Raw genomic sequence first — 23,765 nt, 5'->3', positions numbered from 1 at the left:
CGTCGCGGCATAACCGGCGTGGCGGCGCTTCCTTACTGGCGGCTGTCCAGTTTCTATCTGTTCTATTTCGCCTTGCTCGGTTCGACAGCGCCGTTTCTGGCGCTGTACTTCGATCACCTCGGCTTCAGTGCCGCGCGCATCGGCGAGCTGGTGGCGATTCCGATGCTGATGCGCTGCGTGGCGCCGAACATCTGGGGCTGGCTCGGCGATTACACCGGCAGGCGTCTGGCCATCGTGCGCTTTGGCGCGGTGTGCACGTTGCTGACCTTTTCGCTGATCTTCGTCAGTCAGACCTACGCCTGGTTGGCGATGGTCATGGCCCTGCATGCATTCTTCTGGCACGCGGTGCTGCCGCAGTTCGAAGTCATCACCCTCGCGCATCTGCAGGGGCAAACGTCGCGCTACAGCCAGATTCGCCTGTGGGGCTCGATCGGTTTCATCATCACCGTGGTGGTGCTGGGGCGGCTGTTCGAATGGCTGAGTCTGGACATCTACCCGGCGGCACTGGTGCTGATCATGGCCGGTATCGTTCTCAGCAGCCTGTGGGTGCCGAATGCGCAGCCGGCGCAAGGCAATCGGCCGACGGGCGAGGGCTTTCTCAAGCAATTGCGCCATCCCGGCGTGCTGGCGTTTTATGCTTGCGTCGCGCTGATGCAGGTCAGCCACGGGCCGTATTACACCTTTCTGACTCTGCACCTTGAACGCCTCGGTTACAGCCGTGGCGTCATCGGTATGCTCTGGGCCGTGGGCGTGGTGGCGGAAGTGCTGATGTTCATGGCCATGAGCCGCATTCTGGCGCGCTTTTCCCTGCGTCGGGTGCTGCTGGCGAGTTTCCTGCTGGCGGCGTTGCGCTGGGTGCTGCTTGGGTCGTTCGCTGAATTTCTCTGGGTGCTGTTGTTCGCCCAAGTGCTGCACGCAGCGACTTTCGGCAGCTTTCATGCGGCTGCCATCGCTTTCGTGCAACGTAGTTTCGGCGCCCGCCAACAAGGCCAGGGCCAGGCGCTGTATGCGGCACTGGCCGGCACCGGCGGGGCGCTCGGTGCGCTGTATTCCGGCTACAGCTGGAATGCCCTCGGCGCGACATTGACCTTTAGTATTGCCAGTCTCGCAGCGCTTGCCGCTGCCGTTATCATTGCCACATGTATGCAAGAGGACAGGCCATGAGCCTTAGTCGTGAACAGCTCGCCCAGCAGATCGTTGACGCCGGGCGTTTTCTATATGGCCGTGGCTGGTCGCCAGCCACCAGCAGCAACTATTCGACACGCCTGTCACCGAGCGAAGCGCTGTTGACCGTATCGGGCAAGCACAAGGGCCAGTTGAGTGTGGATGATGTGCTCGCCACCGATTTGTCCGGCAATAGCCTGGAACCGGGCAAGAAACCCTCCGCCGAAACCTTATTGCATACCCAGCTCTACAGCTGGCGCGCGGAGATCGGTGCGGTGCTGCATACCCATTCGGTGAATGCCACGGTGCTTTCGCGCCTGACGCAGGAAGAATTCATCGAATTCGAAGACTACGAACTGCAAAAGGCCTTCAGCGGTATTTCCACCCACGAATCGCGCGTGCGCGTGCCGATTTTCGACAACGATCAGGACATTGCGCGCCTCGCCGCCAAGGTGCAGCCTTGGCTCGACGCCCATCCCGATTGCGTCGGTTATCTGATTCGCGGCCATGGCCTCTACACCTGGGGCGCGCAGATGAGCGACGCGCTGCGGCAGATCGAGGCCTTTGAATTCCTGTTTGAATGCGAGTTGAAAACCCGCAGCGTCATGAACCGCAAAGGCTGAGCTCACCAGAAACAGCCCGTTTGCCTGATGCCACGCGGCGCCCGACCGGTCTGCAAGAGCCGGACGGCGCCGCCGCTACCGAGGAATTGCCCATGAGCAGCCTGTCCGTTTATCACGTTTCCAGCCCTGAGATTCCCAACAAGGTGCTGACCCATTTCGAAGACATCGCCTCGACGCTGGCCGAGCAGGGCGTGCGTTTCGACCGCTGGCAGGCCGCCGCGAAGATCCAGCCCGGCGCCAGTCAGGAAGAGGTCATCAGTGCTTATAAAGAGCAGATCGACAAGCTGATGACCGAGCGCGGCTACATCACCGTCGACGTGATCAGCCTCAACAGCGACCATCCGCAAAAAGCCGAACTGCGCGCCAAGTTCCTCGAAGAGCACCGCCATGGCGAAGACGAAGTGCGATTTTTCGTTGCCGGTCGTGGCTTGTTTACCCTGCACATCGACGATTACGTCTATGCCGTGCTCTGTGAAAAGAACGACCTGATCTCGGTTCCGGCCGGCACCAAGCACTGGTTCGACATGGGCGAACATCCGCACTTTGTGGCGATCCGTCTGTTCAACAACCCGGAAGGCTGGGTTGCCAATTTCACCGGCGAAGACATCGCCGGTCGCTTCCCGCGTCTGGAGGACTGAAACCGTGTCGATCAAAGCCATCCTCACCGACATTGAAGGCACCACCAGCGCGGTGAGTTTCGTCTTCGACGTGCTGTTTCCCTACGCCGCCAAACATTTGCCCGACTTTGTGCGCCAGACCGCATCGCGTGCTGATGTCGCCGAACAGCTCGACGCCGTGCGTCGCGAGAGCAACGAGGCGCAGGCCGATGTTGAACGGGTTGTTGAAATCCTCTTGAGCTGGATCGCCGAAGACCGCAAAGCCACGCCGCTCAAGGCATTGCAGGGCATGGTCTGGGCGCAGGGCTATCAGGCAGGGCAGCTGAAAGGGCATGTTTATCCGGATGCCGTTGAAGCGCTGCAACGTTGGCATGCGGCCGGTTATCAACTGTTTGTTTACTCATCCGGCTCGATCCAGGCGCAGAAACTGATCTTCGGTTGCTCGGAGGCGGGGGATCTGACACCGCTGTTCAGCGGCTATTTCGACACCACCTCAGGGCCGAAGCGTGAGGCGCAGTCCTACCGCAACATTCAGCAGGCGGTGGGTGTTGAAGCAGATGAAATCCTGTTCCTCTCGGACATCGTCGAAGAGCTCGACGCTGCCCAGTCGGCCGGCATGAAAACCTGCGGTCTGGCGCGTGAAGGCGGGGAGTTGGCAGGGCACGTGACGGTGGACAGCTTTACTGGAATCGAACCGGAAGCGTTCTGACCATTGCACACATCCCTGTAGGAGCTGTCGAGTGAAACGAGGCTGCGATCTTTCGATTTAGGCATGAAATCAAGATCAAAAGATCGCAGCGTGCCGCAGCTCCTACAAAAATCCTGAGCACATAAAAACAGGCCGTGAAGCACATGCTTCACGACCTGTTTTTGTTTAAAGCAAATTACAGCGAGTGATAGGTCGGCAGAGCAAAACGCTGCTGGCTCTGCAGCATTGCAATTTGCGGCAGCTCGCTGGCTTGTTCGGCCAGGTCGCGGCGGATCGCGCTGATCGCCCACGACAGTTGGTCACCGGCATGCAGTTGCTGATACGAGAGGGCGCGTTTGAAGACTTTGCCGTCGCTGCTACGCAGAGTGAGCAGGATGCCACCGTCAGGACGTGGGGCAGTGCTGACTTCGTAGTTGGAGAACAGCGATGTAAATTTTTCTTGAATCAGGCTCATGTCATCAGCTCCGTATGTACTTGAATGGCAAGCATGCGGAGGTAGTTGCAGCGTTTGTGCCAGTATTGATGCGAATAAAATCCCTTTAAAATCAATAAGTTGAAGGCATTGCATTTTGCAGGCGTCGTGCAATCTGCATGAATGGCCATCGTGCATCCTGCATTTTGCGTGATTTTTCTCCGTACAACGGAACCAAACGTCCGTACCAGAATCCGCTCTTCCCCGAAGGCGCGACGGGATACAAATCATTGCAAAAACCGCGTGTACAGCCCCGCGAGCACTGACGTACTTTCCTTCTCGACCCACGGCGTAAACGCGTCGGTCGCAGTCATTACCCGATAACAAGAACAGCGGTCTGCACGTCAAGATCGAACGGGGAGCTTTCATGCGTCACGCACCAAGCGACACGATTACCTGGGGCATGATGCTCCGCAAACTGCCGATGATCGCCAAGGCCATCCCCCGGGTGGTCAAAGGCATGAAGGTGGCCAACGTCACGGATCCGACCCAAACGTGCGGCCTGGGCTGGACGTTCGAGCAGGCGACGCTGCGCAATCCCGATGGTGTGGCGTTGTTGCAGGGCGACGTGGCGTTGACCTATACACAGGTCAATCAGTGGGCCAATCGCATTGCGCATTACCTGAGCGAGCAAGGCATCGGCAAGGGCGATGTGGTCGCGGTGTTTATCGAGAACCGTGCGGAATTACTGGTGACAATCCTGGCGCTGGCCAAGCTCGGCGCGGTGAGTGCGCTGCTCAATACCTCGTTGATGCGCGACACGCTTGTTCACAGCATCAATCTGGTTGCGCCGGTGGCTATTGTGGTTGGCGAAGAACTGACCGCTGCCTATGCCGCCGTGCGTGATCAGGTTGCGATCGCAGCGCCGCGCACCTGGTTCGTCGCCGATCAGGACACCCACAGCCATCCGGGCATCGCGCCTGAGGGCTACGTCAATCTGATCAGCGCCAGTGCTGACGCCAGTAGCGATAACCCGCCGAGCAGCGCGCAAATTTTCTTCGACGATCCGTGTTTCTACATCTACACCTCCGGCACCACCGGCCTGCCCAAGGCCGGTGTTTTCAAGCATGGACGCTGGATGCGCAGTTCAGCGAGCTTCGGCATGATCGCCCTCGATATGCGCCCGGATGATGTCGTTTACTGCACCTTGCCGCTGTATCACGCCACGGGTCTGTGCGTGTGCTGGGGATCGGCGATCAACGGCGCCTCGGGTTTCGCCATCCGCCGCAAGTTCAGCGCCAGCCAGTTCTGGGGTGACGTGCGCCGCTATCGCGCAACCACCATCGGCTATGTCGGTGAGCTGTGTCGCTACCTGGTCGAGCAACCGGTCAGCGCCGATGACAGCCGCCACGACGTGCGCAAGATGATCGGCAATGGTTTGCGTCCTGGTGCCTGGGCCGAGTTCAAGACGCGTTTTGCCGTCGAGCACATTTGTGAGCTGTACGCGGCGAGCGACGGCAACATCGGTTTCACCAACATCCTCAATTTCGACAACACCGTCGGTTTTTCGCTGATGGCGTGGGAACTGGTCGCTTACGACCATGACAGTGGCGAGCCATTGCGCGGCGATGATGGTTTCATGCGCAAGGTCGGCAAGGGCGAGCAGGGCCTGCTGCTGGCGCGGATCGACGACAAGGCACCGCTGGACGGTTACACCGACCCGCAGAAAACCGCCCGCGTCGTCCTCCACGATGTGTTCAACAAGGGCGATCGCTTTTTCAACACCGGCGACCTGCTGCGCAATATCGGTTTCGGCCATGCGCAATTTGTTGATCGCCTCGGCGATACCTATCGCTGGAAGGGTGAAAACGTGTCGACCACCGAAGTCGAGAATTTGTTGCTGCAACATCCGCTGATCGCTGAAGCCGTGGCCTACGGTGTGGAAATCCCCAACACCAACGGGCGTGCGGGGATGGCTGCAATTACTCCCGCCGAATCCTTGGCCACGCTGGATTTCGCTGAACTGCTGAGTTTCGTCCGGCAACGCATGCCGGCTTATGCCGTGCCGTTGTTCTTGCGGGTGAAAGTGAAAATGGAAACCACCGGGACCTTCAAATATCAGAAGACACGCTTGAAAACAGAAGGCTTTGACCCCGGGCTCACCGGCGATGACCCGATCTTCGCCTGGCTGCCGGGCAGCGAAACCTATGTGCATGTCAGTGAGCAAATCCTCGCTGAAATTCAACAGGGCAAACATCGATATTGAGTGTGGCTATCGGGACGCTCGGAAAAAACCGAGTGACAGCCACCGTCGCGCTCGGGAAACTGTCGGCTTTCCGATAGACCGAAATGGAGTGCCCCATGTCCGACCAAAGCCGCCAGATGACCCCTGAAGAAGCTGCCGAATTCACCGAGCAGGTTTTCAACAAGGCGCGCGACGGTGATGCCGAGATGCTTGATCGCCTGGTCACCGCCGGGCTGCCGGTGAACCTGAAAAACAGCAAGGGCGACACCTTGTTGATGCTCGCCAGCTACTACGGCCATGTCGATGCGGTGAAGGTCCTGCTTAAACACAAGGCCGATCCGGAAATGCGCAATGGCAACGGCCAGAGCCCGATTGCCGGCGCTGCGTTCAAGGGCGATCTGGCGGTGGTCAAGGCGCTGGTCGAGGCGGGCGCCGAAATCGAAGGTTCTTCCTTCGACGGCCGTACCGCGCTGATGATGGCGGCAATGTTCAACCGCGTTGAAATCGTCGACTACCTGATCGGCCAGGGCGCTGACCCGAAAGCCAAGGACGCCAACGGCGTGACCGCGCTGGATGCGGCGCGGACCATGGGCGCAGTCGATACCACCGCGCAGCTGGAAAAGTTGCTGGCGTAAAGTCCACGGACTGTGGCGAAGGGCAGAATGCGCTATCCTTCGCGCCCTGAAAATTCACCTCCGCCACAGGATCCGCCCTCATGAAAGCCGCACTCGTCGAACTCATCAGCAAAATCAGCTCCGGCTGCATGGGCGAGGACGAGATCCTGAAGGTGGCCGACGAAGCCGCTCAGGCCTACGCCGATGCCGAGGCTTTTCTGGCCGCCAATCCGGACATCAACTACGACGACACTTTCCCGATCCCGCTGGGTGAGTGGGTAGTGGTCGGCAGCCTGCCGGAAACCGTGCTGTTTCAGGCCGATACCTACGTCGATCTGTTCGCACAAATCGTTGCCTCGTTTGGCCCGGGCGTCGATTTCAATCTCAAGCCCAAACAACTGGTCAAGACCGAAGCACTGACCGCACTCAACCGTATTCAGGTGCAGATGAGCAGCCTGAACAAGGAGAACGGCGGTTACACGTTGATGAACTTCAGCCAGTTGCTCGACGATGAGCAACAAATGGTCCTGGTCTACGGCAACGACGTGCCCCGCGTGCTGGAGTTATGCGCCGAGGTTGGCATCGCCGCCGCGCCAGCGCTGGAAGCCTTGAAGGTTGCTGTTCACGTCTGAACGCAATAAAAGGGAACCCTGCGCGCGACCGTCTATCCTAAAAGTGCATGCCACTATTCTGGAGCGACACCATGGGTTCCACGTTCAACGGTCTGATTGGCCTGATCATCCTTGCCCTCGACATCTGGGCCATCATCAACGTGCTGAAAAGCGGCGCCTCCACCGGAATGAAAATCGTCTGGGTGTTGCTGATCATCCTCCTGCCGGTGCTGGGCCTGATCATCTGGGCGATTGCCGGGCCACGGGGCAACGTCCGGATCTGAGCTGATTTTCGATCACACGGTCATCCCTGTGGGAGCGAGCCTGCTCGCGAAGACGTTGGGTCAGTCGCCATCACCGGCAACTGATGCTGCGCTTTCGCAAGCAGGCTCGCTCCCACAGTAATTTGCGCTGGTAAAAAACAACCTGAGGTTCGACCTGTCATCTTCGGCAACGTAGAATGCGCGCCTTTCCCGGGCAATCGTCCCCACGATGGCGCCCGCGCATTTATCGGAGCACTTGACCATGACCGTCACCAAGACCAGCGAGTACCTGGAAACCCTCTACGAAGGCTACGGCCAGCGTTTTCGCATGGAAAAACTGCTGCACGAAGTGCGCACCGAACACCAGCATCTGGTGATCTTCCAGAACCCGCGCATGGGCCGCGTCATGGCGCTGGACGGCGTGATCCAGACCACCGAAGCCGACGAATTCATCTACCACGAAATGCTCACCCACGTGCCGATCCTCGCCCATGGCACTGCCAAGCGCGTGCTGATCATCGGCGGTGGTGACGGCGGCATGTTGCGCGAAGTGACCAAGCACGCCGGCGTCGAGCACATCACCATGGTCGAGATCGACGGCACCGTGGTCGACATGTGCAAGGAATTCCTGCCGAACCATTCCGCCGGTGCCTACGACGATCCGCGCCTGAACCTGGTGATCGATGACGGCATGCGTTTCGTCGCCACCACCACTGAAAAATTCGACGTGATCATCTCCGACTCCACCGACCCGATCGGCCCGGGCGAAGTGCTGTTCTCGGAGAACTTCTACCAGGCATGCCACCGCTGCCTGAACGAAGGCGGCATTCTCGTCACTCAGAACGGCACGCCGTTCATGCAGATCGACGAAGTCAAAACCACCGCCGGTCGCCTGCGCAGCCTGTTCCCGGACTGGCATTTCTATCAGGCCGCCGTGCCGACCTACATCGGCGGTTCGATGACCTTCGCCTGGGGCTCGACCAACCCGGCCTACCGCAAGCTCAGCCGTGAAACCCTGCAACAGCGCTTCATCGGCAGCGGCATCGTCACCCGTTACTACAACCCGGAAATCCACATCGGCGCGTTCGCCTTGCCGCAATACGTGCTGCAAGCGGTCAACAAGCCGAGCAACGACTGATCACCTTGACGTCACTCTACAAGGGAGCTCTTGCGGCGAGGGGATTTATCGCCGTTGGGATGCGCAGCATCCCTGAACCGGCCTGCGCGGTGTCTCCGTTAAACCGCAATGGGCGGGGATTACGACTGCTGCGCAGCCGGACGGGGAGAAATCCCCACGCCACAGAGTCCGCCCTATCGATCGGATGGTTATTTTCACCGTTGTCGGCTGTAATCCTTTTGAACCAACTGTCGCGGAAAAAAGTCGAGATAGAGGTAAGCCCATTTACGGGTTGATCGAGGAGGCACTGATGCAAAAGTGGAAAGTCACTTTCGTGGATGATCACGGTGAAATTGTCGATGAAGTCTTCGAACGTGAGGAATGCCCGTCCGATGATGAAGCCGCGCGGCTCGTCAAAGAGCGGCTTCTTCCGGTCGCCGCCCAGCTGGATCTCAACGATCTGGAAGGGCGCACCGCCGATGCCGGGGTGAAAAACCTCAAGACCCAGAACGGCATCGAAATCCGCAGCATCACTCCTGTCTGAACACTTCCTGTCATCTCGTAAACCAGGCCTTGGCAGCGGCGCTCTCTTGGGGCTACTCTGCAAGCGAGATCAGCGAATGGATCGCTAAGGTCTGGTCTTGTCAGCTACATGCTTGTTTCCCGCGCGCAACCACGTTGCCGTAGTACTTAGGCCAAAAGGCCCGGGGCGGGAATACGGAAAGTCTATCCATCAATCGAGGGGGACGATTCATGAGCACAGCCTATCAAGAAGACATCAGCAGCAACGTTCTGCGCCGCATGAAAGAAGGCGGTTTCGATTTTTCCCGGTTCCATCCCATCGAGTTCTACGCGATTTTCCCGGACGAGGAGCGGGCGCGCAGGGCAGCAGGCAAATTTCGCGGTGAATCCATCAATGCCCAAGTCAGTGCGCGCGACGACGGCGCCTGGTCGCTGGAATTGAGCAAAGTGATGTACGCAACCTATGACGATATCGGCGATTTCGAGCAAGGCTTTTCTGCCGTGGTCGAACCGCTGGGCGGCATTATCGAGGGTTGGGGCGTGAAGCAGGAGGTGCGCAATCGTTACCGGTTGAATTGATATTGCGCATTGTCTGTCGGGCAACGGCTGACCTTCGGGTCGGCCGTTGTCGTTTCTGGCTTCTGCACATCGCAGTGGCAAAACCCTGAAACAAGAATCCAGGGCAAAAAAAAGCCACCGGAGAGGGTGGCTAAAAGGGAAGACGGGTATGCAATAAAGTCCTGTCGGGACGGGGCTGCCAAGGCAGTTCAGATCAGTTGAGCTGTCTACTTTGCGGCGGCGTGCCGGGGAAGTTTTGCAGCGAATGCGCGGATTATCCGCAGTCGCGGCCGGGCAGTGAAATCAACTCTGACTATGCTGGTGATAGGCGATGCAGTGCGTCGCAATGAAGCGGGGGCAATCGGGCCGGGGCATTTGCCGCACAGGAATGGTGCGCAGCCTTCGGCGTGGATCTACAACCGATTGAAATCAAAGCGTTTATGCCGATGGCACGGGCCTTGCGAAGGCCTGTATGTCCGGAGTGACAAGGAGTACGGCATGATCCGCACCTATTTTGACGAGATGTACGATGCCGGCGGCCTGGTCCGCCCGCATTACCGGGAATTTGCCCGCTGGCTGGCCGATACGCCCGACGAGCTGCTCGCGCAGCGCCGCCGCGAGGCCGATCTGCTGTTCCACCGTGCCGGGATCACCTTCACGCTCTATGGCGACGAGCAGGGCACCGAGCGCCTGATTCCGTTCGACACCATTCCTCGCAGCATTCCGGCCAGTGAATGGCGGATTGTCGAGCGCGGCTGCATTCAGCGGGTCAAGGCGTTGAACATGTTTCTCGCCGACCTCTACCACGAGCAGCGCATCATCAAGGCCGGGATCATTCCCGCCGAACAGGTGCTGGCCAACGAGCAATACCAGTTGGCGATGCAAGGTCTGGATCTGCACCGCGATATCTATTCGCACATCTCCGGCGTCGATCTGGTGCGCGATGGCGATGGCACTTATTACGTTCTCGAAGACAACCTGCGCACACCCAGCGGCGTCAGCTACATGCTCGAAGACCGCAAAATGATGATGCGCCTGTTTCCCGAACTGTTCGCCGCCCAGCGCATCGCCCCGATCGATCACTACCCCAATCTGCTGCTCGACACTCTCAAGAGCTCAAGCCCGATCGACAATCCCAGCGTGGTGGTGCTGACGCCGGGACGCTTCAACAGCGCGTTCTTCGAACATGCCTTTCTGGCGCGGGAAATGGGCGTGGAACTGGTCGAAGGTGCAGATCTGTTCGTGCGTGACGACAAAGTCTTCATGCGCACCACTGACGGCCCGAAAGCGGTCGACGTGATCTACCGCCGGCTCGACGACGCCTTCCTCGATCCGCTGGCATTCAACCCGGACTCGATGCTCGGCGTGCCGGGGCTGCTGTCGTCCTATCGTTCCGGCAATGTGGTGCTGGCCAACGCAATCGGCACCGGAGTGGCGGACGATAAATCGGTGTACCCGTTTGTCACCGACATGATCCGCTTCTACCTCGACGAAGAACCGATTCTGAAAAACGTGCCGACCTGGCAGTGCCGCAACCCGTCCGAGCTGTCCCATGTGCTGGCCAATCTTCCGGAACTGGTGGTCAAGGAAACCCAAGGTTCCGGCGGTTACGGGATGCTGGTCGGGCCGGCCGCGACGACGGCGGAAATCGATGCCTTTCGTGAGCGCATCAAAGCCAAACCCCATGCCTACATCGCGCAGCCGACGCTGTCGCTATCGACCTGTCCGACCTTTGTCGAAAACGGCATTGCACCGCGCCATATCGATTTGCGTCCGTTTGTGTTGTCCGGTCGCGAAACCCGTGTGGTGCCTGGCGGTTTGACCCGTGTCGCGTTGCGTGAAGGCTCCCTGGTGGTGAATTCCTCCCAGGGCGGCGGCACCAAGGACACCTGGGTAGTCGAGGATTGAAGGAAGCTTGCCATGTTAAGTAGAACTGCCTCGGATCTGTACTGGATGTCGCGTTACCTGGAGCGTGCGGAGAATCTCGCGCGCATGCTCGACATCAGTTATTCGCTGTCGCTGATGCCGCAGGACGGGCGCGGCGACGGTCTGCACGAACTCGCCATGCCGTTGCTGATCACCGGCACCCTGGACGATTACCTTGAACGCCACGGCGACCTCCACGCAGAGCGCCTGCTGCATTTCTTCGCACTGGATGCGGCCAACCCGGCCAGTATCTACAGCTGCCTTGGTGCAGCGCGGGCCAGTGCTCATGCGGTACGCGGGCGAATCACCGCGGACATGTGGGAAAACATCAACGCGACCTGGCTGGAAATTCGCGGCATTGCCGAACAGGGCTTGAGCCGCTATGGCATGAGTCGTTTCTGTGAATGGATCAAGGAACGTTCGCACCTGTTTCGTGGCGCCTCATACGGCACGATCATGCGCAACGACGCGTTTCGCTTTATTCGTCTGGGCACGTTTATCGAGCGCGCGGACAACACGCTGCGCCTGCTCGATGCCCGTTACGAAATGGCCGGCGATCAGGCCGAAGCAGTCAGCGACGGCACGGCGCACGCCTATTACCAATGGAGTGCGCTGCTGCGCGCCTTGTCCTCATTCGAGGCATACACCGAAATCTACCGCGACGCGCCCGGCGCCCGGCATGTCGCCGAACTGCTGCTGTTGCGCGCCGACGTGCCGCGTTCGCTGCGTGCCTGTACCGAAGAAATCGACCAGATCCTCGCGCAACTGCCAGGCGCCAACGGCCGACCGGCACAACGCCTGGCGGCGGAAATGGACGCGCGCCTGCGCTACACCGGCATCAACGAAATCCTCGAAGAAGGCCTGCACGCCTGGCTGACCGAATTCATCCCGCTGGTGCGCCAGTTGGGCAACGCCATTCACAGTTCCTATCTGGAGGCTGCATGAGACTTTCCATAAGCCACGAGACCACCTATCACTACGAAGATCAGGTGCGCGCGAGCATCCAGTACCTGCGCCTGACGCCCCACGACAGCGAGCGCCAGCATGTCCTCAGTTGGCAACTCGACCTGCCGCGTCCGGTGCGTGCGCAGCTCGATCCGTTCGGCAACATTCTGCATGTGCTGACCATGGACGAGCCCCACGAAGCGATCATCATCGGCGCCCGTGGTCAGGTCGATATTGACGAATTGCGCGAGGCCGAACATGAGAGCCAGTCGGCGCTGCCGTTCCTGCGCTTCACGCGCCTGACCGAAGCCGACGAAGCCTTGCGCGAATTTGCCGCGAAGAACTGCAAGCAACGGCGTGATCGCACCGCGCTGATCGACTTGATGCACGGTCTGAATCAGCACATGACCTACACGCCGGGCTCGACTGAAGTCGACACCAGCGCCGCCGAAGCTTTCGCCGGTCGCGCCGGGGTTTGTCAGGATCATACCCATGCGTTTCTGGCCTGCGCGCGCAGCCTCGGCGTGCCGTCGCGTTACGTGTCGGGTTATCTGTACAGCGAAGATTGCGAGCATCTGGCCAGTCATGCCTGGGCAGAAGCGTGGCTGGATGACGCCTGGTACAGCTTCGACGTGACCAACCAACTGGCGCGCCCGGAGCGACACTTGAAGCTGGCGGTGGGCCTGGATTATCTCGATGCCTGCCCGGTCCGCGGTATGCGCCGGGGCGGCGGTTGCGAGCAGATGCATGCGAAGGTGTTCGTCTCGCCGACGCCGGTTATTTCCGTGCAGCAACAATAGCTTCGGGATACCGCTATCGCTGGCAAGCCAGCTCCCACAGGATGACCGCTGATTCGAACTCTGCGCATACCCTGTGGGAGCTGGCTTGCGAGCGAAGAGGCCAGTAATAACACCCTAAGGCTTACGGCTTAACTTTGCGGCCGGCCATGTGTTTGAGATAGCCCACCAGCATTTCCAGGTCTCCATCCGGCAACACCTGCGCGGAAAACCCCGGCATCTTCGCTTGTGGCCACTGACGCAAACTCTGCGGATCGCGGATGTAGCGCTTCAAGAAATCCGCCCCGAAATACTCGGTCGGGCTATACGGAATATTCAGATCCGGCCCGAACTGCGCGTCTCCGGCACCATTCAGCCGGTGGCAGGCCAGGCAGTTTTTCTGAAACAGGGCAAAACCCTTGTTCACCGGATCATCGGCCTTCAAGGCAGGATCGGGCAGCAGGGCAGGAAAGCGTTGGGCCACTGGCGCCATCAGCTTGATGCTGGCGACTTCGAACGGCCACTGTTCGGGGCTGATATTACCGGCCTGCGGATCGGTCCAGACCAGATAGAACGGCCCGGCGCTGTGCTTGCCGGCAGACAGCGGTGGCCACGGCCGCGCCGGGTCCTCGATTGCCAGCCATGCGCGTGCGCCGTCCTTGTTCAGCAAGGGCGCAGCGGCCAACTCTGCGGCAAAGCCATCCAGCGCCACCGCCTGCAAGTGATCCTCCGGCTTGACCCCCGTCAGCAATGCGGCCAGCGGCACGGCCTGATAGGTCATGTCCTTCTTGTAGGAAACATCATTGTTGATCGTGAGGGTTTGCACCTGAGGATGTTCGAGCAGCTCTTGGGTCTGCCAGGTGCGGCTGTTTGCGCCCAACTGCAGATCCAGTTGTGCGGCAGACAAGGGCAAGCTCAGCAGCAAGGCACCGAGCGCAATGAGCGTTTTCAAATGATCGCCATCCATGTCGTGGGAGTGCGCAAAGGTTGGCACAACCACGCTGGCCCGGGTAGCGGGCCAGTCACATTTTCAGTGGCGATATACAGCACGCGACGTTTGAATCAGCCGATGACCTTGGTCAGATTCGGCAAGATCAACAACAGCGTCGTGGCGAAAAGAATGAGTCCTGCTTGACGTACTTTCGGTTGTTTGAACATGGCTTGACCGCCTTTATTGTTATTTCCTGATGCATGCCTGACTGCATATCCCTGACGGCACGCGTTGCACTTCCTGTTGAAGGACGCCCGTCTCGGCAAAACCCGACGACGATGGCGTACATCTTCACCTTAGAGCCCGCGTCTCCCTTCGCTTAGATCCATTTCATATGGAGTTCTTTGCAAAAGCTCTTAAAACGGCATGAGGCGTATTGCCAGCTTCTTTGCCGCCCGCTGGCTAGACAACTCGGTTACCTGAACCGGTTCACCTGATGACGGATGACCGTCCGTCTGAGCGTGCGCGTCAAGCGCTTTGAGCAATGTGGTCATTGCTTGCCAGCCGGCACAGGGCGAAAGTGAAGTGACAATAAATCAGGTTCGAGGACGTCATGACTGAAGCTTTGATTTTCGATGCGTTGCGCACCCCGCGTGGCAAAGGCAAGGCAGACGGTGCGCTGCACAGCGTGAAGCCGGTCAACCTGGTGGCCGGTTTGCTGAGCGCGTTGCAGGCGCGCACCGCGCTGGACACCAGTCAGGTCGATGATGTCGTCCTCGGCTGCGTCACGCCGATCGGCGATCAAGGCTCGGACATCGCCAAGACGGCGGTGCAAGTGGCAGACTGGGACGTCAGCGTCGCCGGTGTGCAGATCAACCGTTTCTGTGCTTCGGGTCTGGAAGCGGTGAATCTTGGCGCGATGAAAGTGCGCTCGGGCTTCGAGGATCTGGTGGTGGTTGGCGGCGTCGAGTCGATGTCGCGGGTGCCAATGGGCAGCGATGGTGGCGCCTGGGCGCTGGACCCTCAGACCAACCTGCACAGCCATTTCACCCCGCAAGGGGTCGGCGCCGATCTGATCGCCACCCTCGAAGGCTTCAGCCGGCAGGACGTCGATGCCTACGCGCTGCACTCGCAGCAAAAAGGCGCAAGAGCGCGGGCCGACGGCTCCTTCAACAAGTCGCTGGTGCCAGTACAGGATCAGAACGGCATCATCCTGCTTGATCACGATGAATTTATCCGCGCCGAATCGACCCTCGAAGGCCTGGGCAAGCTCAAGCCGAGTTTCGAAATGATCGGGCAAATGGGCTTTGACGCCACGGCGTTGCGGGTCTACAGCCATGTCGAGCGGATCAACCATGTGCACACGCCGGGCAACAGTTCCGGGATTGTCGACGGTGCGGCGCTGATGCTCATCGGCTCCGAAGCCAAGGGCCGCGCGTTGGGGCTGCAGCCTCGTGCGCGCATCGTTGCCACGGCCGTCACCAGTACCGACCCGACCATCATGCTCACCGGCCCGGCGCCGGCGACCCGCAAAGCGCTGGCCAAGGCCGGACTGCGGGTGGAGGACATCGATCTGTTCGAGGTCAACGAAGCGTTTGCCTCGGTGGTATTGAAGTTCATCAAGGACATGGCCGTCGATCCAGGCAAGGTCAACGTCAACGGCGGCTCGATCGCCATGGGCCACCCGCTGGGCGCCACCGGTTGCGCGATCCTCGGCACCCTGCTTGATGAACTGGAAGCGCGGCATCTGCGCTACGGCCTGGCGACGCTGTGTGTCGGCGGCGGCATGGGCATTGCCACCATCATCGAACGCCTCTGAGCCCCGACTTCAAGGAAACCTGTTATGAGCGAAGCCATTCGTTACGAAAAAGGCCAGGACGGTATCGTCGTGCTGACCATGGATATGCCGGGCCAGAGCGCCAACACCATGAACGCCGTGTACCGCGAGGCCATGGCCGCTTGCGTCGCCCGCTTGCTGGTCGAGAAAGACAGCATTGCCGGAGTGATCATCACCTCGGCGAAGAAAACCTTTTTTGCCGGCGGCGACCTCAATGAACTGATCAAGGTCGGCAAGCCCGAAGCCAAAGCTTTCTACGACATGGTGCTGACCCTCAAGGCGCAATTGCGCAGCCTGGAAACCCTCGGCAAACCGGTGGTCGCGGCGATCAACGGTGCTGCGCTGGGCGGCGGCTGGGAGATCTGTCTGGCCTGTCACCACCGCATTGCTGTTGATGACGCCTCGGTGCAACTCGGTCTACCGGAAGTGACCCTTGGCCTGTTGCCGGGCGGCGGCGGGGTGGTGCGCATGGTGCGCATGCTCGGCATCGAAAAAGCGCTGCCGTACTTGCTTGAAGGCAAGAAGGTGCGCCCGCAACAGGCGTTGCAGGCCGGGCTGATTGATGACTTGGCAGCGGATCGCGATGAGCTGCTGGCCAAGGCGCGCGCCTGGATTCTCGCCAATCCGGCGGCAGTGCAGCGCTGGGACGTCAAGGGTTACCAGATTCCTGGCGGCACGCCATCGAACCCGAAAGTAGCGCAGATGCTGGCGATTGCGCCGTCGATCCTGCGCGCGAAAACCCAAGGCACTCTGCCGGCGCCGGAGAAGATTCTGTGCGCGGCGGTGGAGGGCGCTCAGGTCGATTTCGACACCGCGCACCTGATCGAAACCCGCTACTTCACCGAGCTGACGACCGGGCAAATCTCAAAAAACCTGATCGGTACGTTCTGGTTCCAGTTGAACGAGATCAACGCCGGCGGTTCCAGGCCGCAAGGTTTTGCGCCCTATAAAACCCGCAAAGTCGGTGTGCTCGGCGCCGGAATGATGGGCGCAGGCATCGCGTTCGTCAGCGCCTCGGCCGGTATCGACGTCGTCCTCAAGGACATCAACCTTGCCGCTGCCGAGAAGGGCAAAGCGCATTCCGCAGCGCTGCTGGACAAGAAAGTTACCCGTGGCCAAATGACTGCCGAACGGCGCGAAGCGGTGCTGGCGCGAATCGTTGCGAGCGAAAGTGATGCCGATCTGGCCGGTTGCGATCTGATCATCGAAGCGGTGTTCGAGGATCGCCAACTCAAAGCCAGGGTGTCCGCCGCCGCGCAACAGGTCGTGGGCGGCGAAGCGGTCATTGCTTCCAATACGTCGACGCTGCCGATCACCGGTCTGGCGACGGCGGTGCCCGATCAAAGCAAATTCATCGGCCTGCATTTCTTCAGTCCGGTAGAAAAAATGCCGCTGGTGGAAATCATCAAGGGCGCGCAGACCAGCGCCGAAACTCTCGCTCGCGGTTTCGATTTCGTTCTGCAAATCAAGAAAACTCCGATCGTGGTCAACGACAGTCGCGGCTTCTTTACCTCGCGGGTGTTCGGCACGTTCACCAACGAAGGCATTGCCATGCTCGGCGAGGGCGTCAGTGCGCCGATGATCGAGACCGAAGCGCGCAAGGCCGGGATGCCGGTCGGGCCTCTGGCAATCTCCGACGAAGTTTCCCTCAGCCTGATGAGCCATATCCGTCAACAGACGGCCAAGGACCTACAGGCTGAAGGGAAACCGCTGATTGAGCACCCGGCCTTTGCCGTGATTGACTTGATGCTCAATGAATTCAAGCGAGCGGGTAAAGCTGCCGGAGGCGGTTTTTATGAGTATCCAGCCGGTGCCCAGAAGCATTTATGGCCGGAGCTGAAAACTCGCTTCGAGAAGGCAGACGGACAGATCTCTGCGAAGGATGTGCGTGATCGGCTGTTGTTTGTGCAGGCCATCGAAACCGTGCGCTGTGTGGCGGAGGGCGTGCTGACCTCGACGGCGGATGCCAACGTCGGCTCGATCTTCGGCATCGGTTTCGCCGCGTGGACCGGCGGGGCGCTGCAGTTCATCAACCAGTATGGCCTGAAGGACTTCATCGCCCGCGCGCAGTATCTGGCCGAGCAGTACGGCGAGCGCTATACCCCGCCAGCGCTGCTGCTGGACAAAGCGGCGAAAGGTGAAATGTTCTAAGGCCAGCGAGCATTTCGGGGCTTGCTTTGGCCACGTGTTTCAAGGCAGGCTCTGGGGTGTTCATTATTCCCATCACGTGTCAGGTATTTTTTATGTCGCTGCGCATCTGCATTCTCGAAACCGACATCCTGCGGCCCGAACTGATTGACCAATATCAGGGCTATGGGCAGATGTTCCAGCGCCTGTTCTCGCAGCAACCGATTGCCGCTGAGTTCACTGTCTATAACGTGGTGAAGGGTGAGTATCCAAGTGACGATGAGACTTTCGATGCGTACCTGGTCACTGGCAGCAAGGCCGATTCGTTCGGCACGGATCCGTGGATCCAGACCCTCAAGACCTACCTTTTGAATCGCTACGAACGCGGCGACAAATTGCTCGGCGTGTGTTTCGGTCATCAATTGCTGGCACTGCTGCTTGGTGGCAAGAGCGAGCGTGCATCCCAAGGCTGGGGTGTCGGCACTCACAGCTACCAGCTGGCAGCCAAGGCGCCGTGGATGAGCCCGGTGCGCGAAGAGCTGACACTGTTGATCAGCCACCAGGATCAGGTCACCGAACTACCGGAAAACGCGACTGTGATCGCCTCCAGCGATTTCTGCCCGTTCGCGGCGTATCACATCAACGATCAAGTGCTGTGCTTCCAGGGCCACCCGGAATTCATTCACGATTATTCGCGCGCGCTGCTCGATCTGCGCCAGGAAGCGCTGGGTTCGCAGATCTACAGCAAGGGTGTCGCGAGCCTTGAGCAGGAGCATCATGGCGCTACGGTTGCGGAGTGGATGATGCGGTTCGTGGCGCACAAGCCAGAAACGGCTCAACGCTGAAAGGGCCTGCCCCCACAATCCCTGTGGGAGCGAGGCTGCTCGCGAATTGCCGGGGCAACGCGGTCCCGGCTACAGCCACCCCGACCGCTTGAAGCTCGCCCACAAACTCACACACCCCACCGCAATAAACCCCAGCACCGCAAAATAACCGTAGTGCCAGGTCAATTCCGGCATGTTCTGGAAATTCATCCCGTAGATCCCCGCTACCGCAGTCGGGAACGCCAGAATCGCCGCCCACGCCGCAAACTTGCGCTGCACCACGCTCTGCCGTGATGCCTCGAGCAACACGCCAATCTCGATGGTCTGGCTGGCAATGTCCGCCAGCGTGCTCAGGTCTTCCATCTGCCGGGTCACGTGAATCTGCACATCGCGAAAGTACGGACGCATGTTCTTGTCGATGAACGGGAAACTGAGCTTTTGCAGCTCTTCGCCGATTTCCACCATTGGCGCCGCATACCGGCGCAAGCGCACCACGTCACGGCGCAGACCGTGCAGCTTCTGAATGTCTCGCTCGTTGAGGGCGCTACACAAGACGTTGCGCTCCAGCTCATCGATCTCGGCGTGGATCGCTTCGCCCACCGGCTGATAATTTTCGATGACGAAATCGAGCAGCGCATACAGGACGAAATCCTCCCCGTGCTCAAGCAACAGCGGGCGCGCTTCACAGCGTTGGCGCACATAGGCATACGACGCGGAGTGGCCGTTGCGAGCAGTGATGATGTAACCCCTGCCAGCGAAAATATGCGTTTCGATGAATTGCAAAACGCCGTTTTCGCGGACCGGCGAGTAGGTGACGATAAACAGAGCGTCACCAAAGGTTTCCAGTTTCGGTCGGCTGTGTTTTTCCAGCGCGTCTTCGATGGCCAGTTCATGCAAGTTGAACTGACGTTGCAGGTTGGATAATTCCTGTGCGTCCGGTTCTTCCAGGCCGATCCAGACGAAGTGGCCGGGTTTGGCCGCCCAGGCAGCACCTTCGTCCAGCGCAATATTGGTGACTTTCTTACCCTCGCTGTACACCGCAGCAGCAACAACTCGACCCATGGTGGTGATTCACTTCTTCTTGGCAGATGGCAGGGGAGCAAAGCTTCAGCTTAGCCGTGTCGCTGCTTGAGAGTCAGTGAAACTTCTACAGTTCAGCCGGCAAAAGAAAACCCGCACAGGGCGGGTTTGGTTTCACGTGGCTTGCAGTTGCCGATCCATCGATTCGATGCACTCGCGCATCTGCTCGCGGCATCGCTCGATCAGCATAGGCATGTCATCCATGGTCAATCCGACTGTAGGAATCGCCGGCAAGGAACGTATGAGAACGTTGCCGCTGCGCCAGCGATTCAGGCGCATGTGTTTTATATAGCTGCTCACGCACACCGGAACGATCGGCACGCCGGCGGCAATTGCCATCTGGAACGCGCCTTTCTTGAACGGCAACAAATCTTTACCGAGGTTGCGGGTGCCTTCCGGAAACACCCAGATCGAGGTGTCTTCATTCTGCAAGGTGTGGGTGGTCGTCAGCATCGACTGCCGCGCCTTGTGCGCATTGCCACGGTCGATCAACACATTGCCGGCCAGCCAGAACAACTGGCCGAACAACGGCACCCACTTCAGGCTTTTCTTGCCGATACACACGGTGCGGCGGGGGACGACATTGCCGAAGACGAACAGATCGTAGTTGGACTGATGGTTGGCAATGATCACGCAACTGTCGGGCTTGTTCATCAAGCCGTTGACCTCGGACCTGACCCGCAAACGCAAGATACACATCGCCGGCAAAGCGTAGAGGCGGGCGCACAGTCGGCTGTTGTCCGGGTTGAACGGGCGGCACAGTCCAAGGATCACGCCGAGCACGCCGGCCAGAATAAAGTGCAGGCCCATCAACAACATACGAAACACAAACAGCATTTTTGCAGGCCCACCGGGACAAAAGGTGGCGCAGTGTACGGATGTGCACTGTTTTCGGCAATTGCCGCTATAGAGTCCGGAGATGGCCGATGTTTAAGCGCATATTTCAGTCTTGCCTGTCAGGCGCGTCCTAGAGCTTTCCGCGAATCTTCGACGTGTGACGTAAGAAAAAGCCCGACACGAGGGTCGGGCTATTCACTTACAGGCAGATCCTGGACGAGTCACCCCAGATGTTGCTGATCCTGCAGGATGGCGTCGTCAAGAGTTTCCAGCAGTTGCTTGCGCACTTTCAGCTTGGTGTTCTTGTGCGCGAGCATGTTGATCTTCTTCAACTGCCGCGCGGCAGCCAGCGCGGCGCCCTGCAATTCTTCGGCTGTGACGACTTTGTCGAGGAAGCCTGCATCAACGGCACTTTGCGGATCGAACATCTCGCCATTGATCACCGAGCGATGGAAAGCCGAACGCCGCAAGCGATCACGCGCCAGCTCGATACCGGCGTGGTGCATGGTCATGCCGATTTGCACTTCGTTCAGACCGATGCTGAACGGGCCATCGACACCGATGCGGTAATCGGCGGACAACAGCAGGAAAGCACCCTTGGCCACAGCGTGTCCCGGGCAAGCAACGATCACCGGGAACGGGTGAGAGAGCAGGCGGCGGGCCAGCGTCGAACCGGCTGTCACCAGCGCAACGGCTTCTTTCGGGCCGGCGGTCATCACCTTGAGGTCATAACCACCGGAGAGAATCCCCGGCTGCCCGGTAATGATCACCACCGCGCGATCCGCCACCGCCTGATCCAGCGCCGCGTTAAACGCCGCAATCACATCCGGAGAAATCGCGTTGACCTTGCCATTGTTCAGGGTCAGGGTCGCGATACCGTCTTCGAGGTGGTAGGCAATCAACTCGCTCATGACGCTATTCCTTATTAGAAAGATGGGCAGACGTTACCCACCGCCGCAGGCCAGGTAAAGCGCCGTGACTGACCTGCCAGTCACCGTTTTGCGCTTCGGCCAGCGTCGCGCGCTTGTTGCCTGCTATAAAAGGAAGCGCACGGCTTACCCGAGATTGGCGGGTTAGCCATCGTCCGCTCTGGCTGAGCGCGGCGGCCTCTCTTAAGCGCATGAAAATTCTCAAAAAAAGTTTGCCATCGGAAAAGCTTTCGACTACATTAGCGCGCCTCGACAGACAGAACATGTCTGCAGAGATACGGTGAAGTGTCCGAGTGGCTTAAGGAGCACGCCTGGAAAGTGTGTATACAGGAAACTGTATCGAGAGTTCGAATCTCTCCTTCACCGCCAAATTGAATATCAAAAAACCCGACTTCGAAAGAAGTCGGGTTTTTTGCTTTCTGCGTGTTCGAAAATTGCTCGGGCATCATTTGCTGCGCATCGATCAGCTGCGCGCGGGGGCCGAAATCCGGTTTTGTTGGCATTGAACTATTGTACTGACCAGTTAGAATGGCCGAATTCATGGCTCTGCGTCACTCGCTGCATCAAAAAGGGTCGAGATTTACATTTCTGAGGTAGAGAGTAGTGGAACCGCTATTTGCAGTCGTTGCGACCACAGGATATTTGCTCCTCGTCGAGGTGCATTCCAGAAAAGTTATTCCGCTCGAGAACGATCGCACTGAATATTACGGCATTTCATGGTTTCCGGGCGGCAAGGATTTTGTGCTCAGCCACTCTGGGCTGGATAACGTAAAGCTGAAGGACATTCAGACCTACGCTACCTCAGAAGTGGGATTTCTTTCGCACGGCAATTTCCATTCCGAAACCTTTCTCTCGGAACCACACCAGTTGCTCTGCGCATCTGACGGTCGCGTGGTGTGTACCAACACCGGACGTAACGCGATCACTGTGTTCGACCTGGAAAAGCCCGGGCATTTTCAGGAAAAGCGGCTGAGCAACGTTCGCTGGGATCGTCTTTCACTGGAAGAAATCACCGGCGATCATCTCAATTCCGTATTCGAAAAAGATGGTCATCTTTATGTCATCGCTCACGGCCACCATAACGGTTCGTTAATGGCAGTACTGACTTATCCGGCATTGGAGATGGTCAGTGTCAAGCCCATTGAGCGACGTACGGGCCTGCACAATGTGTGGGTATCGGACGAAGGGCAGAAAATTGCCTGCCACAGCAATATCGGTGCGCTGATCGATCTGGAAAGCAACGAAGTTCTCTGGGAGTCGGGGAGTCCAATCTATACGCGAGGCCTGGCGGTTTCGTCCGACATTATGCTGGTGGGAGAAAGCCAGATGACCGGACGTGATTTGCGCCGCAGTTCCATGAGCGGTTTGTGGGTTCTGGAACGGGGCACCTATAGAGCACTGGACTACATCTGCCTTGGTCCTTACGGCGCCGTCAACGAAGTTCGCTTGTTGAACGTAAAAGACTATGCACACCACGGCCATACTTTTCCGTTTGTATCGGAGTTGTTCGAGCGAAGTCTGTTCAACCGTAAGTCTGAAGAGCGTCTGGCTGCTTGCCAGCGTTCGAAAAACATTCAGCAGGAGTGGGCTGGCGTGGAACTCGTCTACGGCGTGCCTAAGACACTCGAAGACGGCGGCAAAGAGGCTATCCTCGGTAACCTGTGTCTGATCAAGAAGACCGAAGACGTTTCGCAAGCACAACGCAGCCTAGCGTTCAGTTATTCGTTGGACACGCCATCTACCGATTCTCACGTTGCGGTGGTGACTTATCAGGGCAGTGGCGGTGACACGGATATGAACGCACTGCTGATACAGCCTATCAATGATGTCGAGGCCGGACTGGTACTTTGGACAAATGATGGCGCGCACTGGAATCCCGAGCCCGATGTGCAGGTTACGGGACTTCCTCATAGAGGTGACGTTCGCGTGGTAGCGAGTGAGGCAGGCCTGGAATTTTATCTGAATGACGAATGGCGTCTTACAGTAGACGCAGCCAGGCTGCCTTTTCTCGAGGGCTCATTGGGTATTCGCTGGATCGGTTCGACTATCAGCCGGTTTATCGAATAGCGGTCGATCATTATATCTGGCCCGATCTACG

General features: G+C 58.8%; 23 protein-coding genes and 1 tRNA gene. 19 read left to right on the top strand and 5 right to left on the bottom strand.

Translation table 11 applies throughout. The features are described from left to right. The first annotated feature begins 18 nt into the window (after positions 1-18). The 4 genes from AB4N47_RS14670 to mtnC all read left to right on the top strand — a co-directional run bounded on the left by AB4N47_RS14670 (position 19) and on the right by mtnC (position 3,113). Positions 19-1,164 carry an MFS transporter gene (locus AB4N47_RS14670; RefSeq protein WP_024012224.1) on the top strand — a complete coding sequence of 382 codons (1,146 nt, stop codon included), beginning with the start codon at positions 19-21 and terminating at the stop codon, positions 1,162-1,164. Then, entirely contained in the window at positions 1,161-1,787 is a 627-nt protein-coding gene (locus tag AB4N47_RS14665; RefSeq protein WP_341639474.1) for a methylthioribulose 1-phosphate dehydratase, read from the top strand. The genes AB4N47_RS14670 and AB4N47_RS14665 overlap by 4 nt, the downstream gene beginning before the upstream one ends. 92 nt (positions 1,788-1,879) lie before the next feature. Beyond that, complete coding sequence (locus AB4N47_RS14660; protein WP_038861971.1) at positions 1,880-2,425, top strand: 1,2-dihydroxy-3-keto-5-methylthiopentene dioxygenase; 546 nt, start codon at positions 1,880-1,882, stop codon at positions 2,423-2,425. Positions 2,426-2,429: 4 nt separating this feature from the next. Beyond that, entirely contained in the window at positions 2,430-3,113 is a 684-nt protein-coding gene (gene mtnC / locus AB4N47_RS14655; RefSeq protein WP_341639475.1) for an acireductone synthase, read from the top strand. 175 nt (positions 3,114-3,288) lie between these two features. On the opposite strand, the gene AB4N47_RS14650 is transcribed toward mtnC, so the two are convergent. Next, positions 3,289-3,567 carry a DUF3509 domain-containing protein gene (locus AB4N47_RS14650; RefSeq protein ID WP_016773780.1) on the bottom strand — a complete coding sequence of 93 codons (279 nt, stop codon included), beginning with the start codon at positions 3,565-3,567 and terminating at the stop codon, positions 3,289-3,291. A 385-nt stretch (positions 3,568-3,952) separates the two neighbouring features. Here AB4N47_RS14650 and AB4N47_RS14645 point away from each other — a divergent pair, with 385 nt between their 5' ends. The 10 genes from AB4N47_RS14645 (at position 3,953) to AB4N47_RS14600 (ending at position 13,126) form a co-directional block, all read left to right on the top strand. Beyond that, positions 3,953-5,791, top strand: a complete 1,839-nt coding sequence (locus AB4N47_RS14645) for a long-chain-acyl-CoA synthetase (protein WP_341639476.1) — start codon at positions 3,953-3,955, stop codon at positions 5,789-5,791. A gap of 95 nt (positions 5,792-5,886) precedes the next feature. Further along, complete coding sequence (locus AB4N47_RS14640; RefSeq protein ID WP_039763836.1) at positions 5,887-6,405, top strand: ankyrin repeat domain-containing protein; 519 nt, start codon at positions 5,887-5,889, stop codon at positions 6,403-6,405. Positions 6,406-6,485: 80 nt separating this feature from the next. After that, complete coding sequence (locus AB4N47_RS14635; protein ID WP_341639477.1) at positions 6,486-7,016, top strand: hypothetical protein; 531 nt, start codon at positions 6,486-6,488, stop codon at positions 7,014-7,016. Between the two features lie 71 nt (positions 7,017-7,087). After that, positions 7,088-7,279, top strand: a complete 192-nt coding sequence (locus AB4N47_RS14630; RefSeq protein ID WP_016773784.1) for a PLDc N-terminal domain-containing protein — start codon at positions 7,088-7,090, stop codon at positions 7,277-7,279. A gap of 241 nt (positions 7,280-7,520) precedes the next feature. Beyond that, the gene (gene speE / locus AB4N47_RS14625; RefSeq protein WP_016773785.1) at positions 7,521-8,396 is read left to right on the top strand and encodes a polyamine aminopropyltransferase; all 876 of its coding nucleotides are present in this window, start codon (positions 7,521-7,523) and stop codon (positions 8,394-8,396) included. A 289-nt stretch (positions 8,397-8,685) separates the two neighbouring features. Further along, positions 8,686-8,919, top strand: coding sequence for a hypothetical protein (locus AB4N47_RS14620; RefSeq protein WP_016773786.1), 234 nt, complete (start codon positions 8,686-8,688; stop codon positions 8,917-8,919). A gap of 209 nt (positions 8,920-9,128) precedes the next feature. After that, positions 9,129-9,476: a ribonuclease E inhibitor RraB gene (locus tag AB4N47_RS14615; RefSeq protein ID WP_003223226.1), complete on the top strand. Its 348-nt coding sequence runs from the start codon at positions 9,129-9,131 to the stop codon at positions 9,474-9,476. A 477-nt stretch (positions 9,477-9,953) separates the two neighbouring features. After that, a complete protein-coding gene (locus AB4N47_RS14610; RefSeq protein ID WP_341639478.1) occupies positions 9,954-11,363 on the top strand; it encodes a circularly permuted type 2 ATP-grasp protein in 1,410 nt (469 codons plus the stop codon). Positions 11,364-11,375: 12 nt separating this feature from the next. Then, positions 11,376-12,326, top strand: a complete 951-nt coding sequence (locus AB4N47_RS14605; RefSeq protein WP_016773788.1) for an alpha-E domain-containing protein — start codon at positions 11,376-11,378, stop codon at positions 12,324-12,326. Then, positions 12,323-13,126 (top strand): transglutaminase family protein, encoded by an 804-nt coding sequence (locus tag AB4N47_RS14600; protein ID WP_016773789.1) that lies wholly within the window; start codon positions 12,323-12,325, stop codon positions 13,124-13,126. Before AB4N47_RS14605 ends, AB4N47_RS14600 begins: the two co-directional genes overlap by 4 nt. Positions 13,127-13,247: 121 nt before the next feature. Here AB4N47_RS14600 and AB4N47_RS14595 read toward each other — a convergent pair whose 3' ends face one another. Continuing rightward, positions 13,248-14,069: a c-type cytochrome gene (locus tag AB4N47_RS14595; protein WP_341639488.1), complete on the bottom strand. Its 822-nt coding sequence runs from the start codon at positions 14,067-14,069 to the stop codon at positions 13,248-13,250. Between the two features lie 577 nt (positions 14,070-14,646). On the opposite strand from AB4N47_RS14595, the gene AB4N47_RS14590 reads away from it, so the two are divergent. The 3 genes from AB4N47_RS14590 to AB4N47_RS14580 all read left to right on the top strand — a co-directional run bounded on the left by AB4N47_RS14590 (position 14,647) and on the right by AB4N47_RS14580 (position 18,842). Further along, positions 14,647-15,852, top strand: coding sequence for an acetyl-CoA C-acetyltransferase (locus AB4N47_RS14590; RefSeq protein WP_341639479.1), 1,206 nt, complete (start codon positions 14,647-14,649; stop codon positions 15,850-15,852). A gap of 24 nt (positions 15,853-15,876) precedes the next feature. Then, positions 15,877-18,021, top strand: a complete 2,145-nt coding sequence (locus tag AB4N47_RS14585; protein WP_341639480.1) for a 3-hydroxyacyl-CoA dehydrogenase NAD-binding domain-containing protein — start codon at positions 15,877-15,879, stop codon at positions 18,019-18,021. 92 nt (positions 18,022-18,113) lie between these two features. Further along, on the top strand, positions 18,114-18,842 hold the full coding sequence (locus AB4N47_RS14580; protein WP_130887530.1) for an amidotransferase: 729 nt from the start codon (positions 18,114-18,116) through the stop codon (positions 18,840-18,842). Positions 18,843-18,911: 69 nt separating this feature from the next. On the opposite strand, the gene AB4N47_RS14575 is transcribed toward AB4N47_RS14580, so the two are convergent. The 3 genes from AB4N47_RS14575 to AB4N47_RS14565 all read right to left on the bottom strand — a co-directional run bounded on the left by AB4N47_RS14575 (position 18,912) and on the right by AB4N47_RS14565 (position 21,649). Further along, positions 18,912-19,883 carry a magnesium and cobalt transport protein CorA gene (locus AB4N47_RS14575; protein WP_016773794.1) on the bottom strand — a complete coding sequence of 324 codons (972 nt, stop codon included), beginning with the start codon at positions 19,881-19,883 and terminating at the stop codon, positions 18,912-18,914. Between the two features lie 132 nt (positions 19,884-20,015). Beyond that, complete coding sequence (locus AB4N47_RS14570) at positions 20,016-20,738, bottom strand: 1-acylglycerol-3-phosphate O-acyltransferase (protein WP_341639481.1); 723 nt, start codon at positions 20,736-20,738, stop codon at positions 20,016-20,018. Between the two features lie 221 nt (positions 20,739-20,959). Beyond that, complete coding sequence (locus AB4N47_RS14565; RefSeq protein WP_076566844.1) at positions 20,960-21,649, bottom strand: crotonase/enoyl-CoA hydratase family protein; 690 nt, start codon at positions 21,647-21,649, stop codon at positions 20,960-20,962. 297 nt (positions 21,650-21,946) lie between these two features. Here AB4N47_RS14565 and AB4N47_RS14560 point away from each other — a divergent pair. Both AB4N47_RS14560 and AB4N47_RS14555 read left to right on the top strand, forming a co-directional pair. After that, a tRNA-Ser gene (locus AB4N47_RS14560) sits at positions 21,947-22,036 on the top strand. Between the two features lie 234 nt (positions 22,037-22,270). Next, a complete protein-coding gene (locus AB4N47_RS14555) occupies positions 22,271-23,734 on the top strand; it encodes a hypothetical protein (protein ID WP_341639482.1) in 1,464 nt (487 codons plus the stop codon). Positions 23,735-23,765 lie beyond the last annotated feature (31 nt).

It is taken from the genome of Pseudomonas sp. S3_G06 (assembly GCF_054667565.1).
Note: the sequence above shows the minus strand (reverse complement) of the source record. Positions and strands in the feature narration are given on the sequence as shown.